The organism is Microcella pacifica (assembly GCF_009371975.2).
In the GTDB taxonomy this organism is placed as follows: domain Bacteria; phylum Actinomycetota; class Actinomycetes; order Actinomycetales; family Microbacteriaceae; genus Microcella; species Microcella pacifica.
Genome location: NZ_VIKT02000044.1, coordinates 1 through 3,195 on the forward strand (window position 1 = coordinate 1; position 3,195 = coordinate 3,195).

Below are 3,195 nucleotides of genomic sequence, written 5' to 3' on the forward strand. Positions count from 1 at the left end.
TCTCTCGTTTGAGCTTCTTGATCTCCGCCTGCGCCTCGGTGGTCACCCCCGGCCGTTGGCCGACATCGACCTGCTGCCGCCGAATCCAGGTTCGGACCGTTTCGGGCGAGCCGATGCCGGCCATGCCGGCGACCGCGGTGATCGCGGCGTGCTCGCTGGGATAGTCAGGCCGCACCTCGGCGACCATACGGACTGCGCGCTCACGAAGCTCGCGCGGATACTTGTTGGGTCGTGCCATGAGACTGATCCTTCCAAGGAATCGAGTCTCCGAACACGCCGGGGGGATTCATGCCATGAGCGCAGAAGGTGCCAGCGTTAAGGACCAGGCGCATATCGCGCGTTGTCTTTCACGTTCACAGCGGCCCGCTCTGCGTTGGACTTCGAGTCGAAGCTTTCCCCGGAGGCGGCCACTTTGTCGCTCGCCCGCCGCGCGCGCCAACGCCAGTTTCCTCCGGTGTCGGCGTAGACCTCGTAACTTGCCGTGGCAGCGCCCGCCTTGAACGCGAGTGCTGCCCTCCTGGCGTTCGACTCCGAGGCGAAAGTCTCCCCGGCCCAAGCGGCCAATTCATCGTTCGCTCCGAACAGCCACCAACTTGGGTCACCACTCGTGTTGTTGCCGACGTAGAATCGCATCGCCATAGTCGTCTCCCGCCTCCATTGGCTATCGCAGCCGAGAGTACCTCTTGGATGAAGGATGGTCACTAGTTTCAGGTGCGGACTTTCAGAGTTCGTCAGTCTCCAGGTATTGCTCTTGAATGGAGACATGGCCGGCGATGCCGAGCCGGCGAACGATCTGGTCCGACGTGTGGCGACGACCTCTCGTGGTCACGATCAATCCGGGTTTCGTCCGCGACGAACGCGTCAACAGAACGGATCTCGTCGAGAACGTACTGAACACCGGGGGCAGGCCAGGAGGGCGTGAGGAACGAACTGGTGACAGGTCACCTAGCCGCAGAGCAACCGACACGCGAGCATACGGGTCGTGCGGCTCGAATGCCAAACGGGGCCGGCCTGCGTGGCCACGCGGGTTCGGCGACGGTCCGACCGGCTTCCCGGGTCGCGTGCGAGCGGCGCGTTAGCGTCGCGACAAGGATGCGGGCGCCCTGCCAACAGGGTGCCCTGCGACGCGTGCGGTGCGAGACCTGGCCGAACGCGGCATCCGTTGGTACTGTTGTCAATGGTGCTCGTGTGGAAGTTGTGACATAACGCGCGAACGCCGCCCCGGGGAGCAATCATGCAGACAGCACGTCGTCGTCGCGCCAGCGCGTTTACCGCTGCAGTCGCGGCTATCGCCCTGCTCGTGACCGGTTCGATCGCCACGACTGACGAGCCCGCCTATGCCGTCGACTACCCCTCGTGGAACGACGTGCTCGAGGCCCGTCGCGACGTCGCGGCCGCCCAGGCGCAGATCCGGCAGATTCGCGCGGCCATTGCCGCGATCACCGCCGAGGTCGAGCGCACGCAGGCCGTCGCCGAGCAGAAGGGTGCCGTCTACTTCGAAGCGCAGCAGGCCTTCGACGAGGCCGCGTACACCGCCGACCAGCTGCAGGCCCAGGCCGACGAGGCGCAACTGCGCGCCGACGAGTCGCGATCGCGCGCCGGCCAGTTCGTCGCTGAGCTCGCTCGCTCGGGTGGTGGCGACCTCTCGGCCTCACTCTTCACGAACCCTGGCCAGGCCGACGACCTGCTCTCGCGCCTCGGCTTCGCGAGCAAGATCACCGAGCAGGCCGAGGGCATTCACGCCGCGGCGCTGCAAGACCAGAACGCCGCGCAGGCGCTCACGGACCAGGCCAATGTGGCCAAGAAGATCCGCGACGAGCTGCGTATCGAAGCCCAGGCCGCCTATGAAGAGGCGCAAGCTGCGGCGCTCGAAGCGCAGACCGCGCTCATCGCGCAGCAAGAGAATCAGGCCCGCCTCGAGGCTCAGCTCGCGGTGCTCGTCGAGAACCGTGCGGCGACCGAGGCCGACTACGCGGCGGGTATCGCGGCGCAGTATGGCTCGGGCTCGAGTCTCGACGCCGGCCAGATCGTGAACGGTTGGGCCGTGCCCACCTCGGGCTACGTCACCTCACCGTATGGCTACCGCGTGCACCCCGTATACGGGTATGTCGCTCTCCACACCGGCGTAGATATCTCCGCGTCGTGTGGTCAGCCGACCTACGCAGCGTCGGGCGGCACCATCGAGTACGCGGGCTGGAATGGTACGTACGGATATTTCATCAGAATCAACCACGGGGGCGGCGTGACGACGGCTTACGCACACATTCAACAGGGTGGAATTCTCGTGCAGACGGGGCAGCCGGTTGCGGTCGGCCAGCAAATTGCCCGCGCTGGCACGACTGGTGCTTCCACAGGCTGTCACACGCACCTCGAAGTTCGGATCAACGGATCGTCGACTGATCCGATCGCATTTCTGCGAAACAAAGGGCTCTCTGTTGGGTAGGCGGCTCTGACGCGGTGCCCCGGGCGCCGTGAGATCGGAGCCGTGACCCTCGTGACGGCTCTGGTTCTTGCGCTCGGGGTCACGAGCACCACCGCTGCGACCGCGGCTCCCACCGCACCCTCGTGGGACGACGTCCAGTCGGCCAAGGGCGACGTAGAGGCGACCCAGATCGCCGTGTCGCGCATCCTCGAGTCGGTCGCGACCATGAACGCTGAATCCGAGCAGCGCTCGTACCGAACATAGTCTTGAACTCCAAAGGGGTCAAAGGCTTCAACGCTGCCTGACGCCGTTGCCGGCGATACTTTCGCGCGGTCCAAGCAAAGATCCCCATTGGTAGCTCCATGCGAGAAGCTGAGAAGCGTCGGCCAAGGAAGTTCTTTTGTGGCAGTGCGACGAAACTTTCGATCGCCGCGTTATCCACGGCCGCAACGACCTCACCCATTGATCGGAACAGTGTGCGGCGCTCCAGCGTGCGCAAGACCTTCCGACTTCGAGGTTGACTGCCTGGATCCGAATGGATGAAGCAGCCAGCAACATCGCCGCGTCTGGCGATGACGTTCTCCAATGCGTGGACGACCAGGCGAGCTTGCATGCGGACGGAGAGGGAATGGCCCACGATCCGTCAGGAGAAAACAGTGGAGTCCCGCATAGTGGTGTAACCCACGGTGGTCGCGCACGTCGTTGCTGACGTGAACGCGGTCACCGTGTGATCCTTCGAGAAGTCTCTTACCCCAACTCGAAAGGCATCAACA

3 protein-coding genes are annotated in these 3,195 nt (G+C 64.5%); 2 read left to right on the top strand and 1 reads right to left on the bottom strand.

Features of this window, described 5'->3' with window-relative positions:
- Positions 1 to 238: transposase (locus FK219_RS13175; protein ID WP_152584328.1), on the bottom strand; the 238-nt coding region annotated here is incomplete at its 3' end.
- A 1,062-nt stretch (positions 239 to 1,300) separates the two neighbouring features.
- Between FK219_RS13175 and FK219_RS13185 the strand changes: the two genes are divergently transcribed.
- Positions 1,301 to 2,443, top strand: coding sequence for a M23 family metallopeptidase (locus FK219_RS13185; protein WP_165638154.1), 1,143 nt, complete (start codon positions 1,301 to 1,303; stop codon positions 2,441 to 2,443).
- 42 nt (positions 2,444 to 2,485) lie between these two features.
- Positions 2,486 to 2,686 carry a hypothetical protein gene (locus FK219_RS13190; protein WP_152584330.1) on the top strand — a complete coding sequence of 67 codons (201 nt, stop codon included), beginning with the start codon at positions 2,486 to 2,488 and terminating at the stop codon, positions 2,684 to 2,686.
- The last annotated feature ends 509 nt before the right edge of the window (positions 2,687 to 3,195 follow it).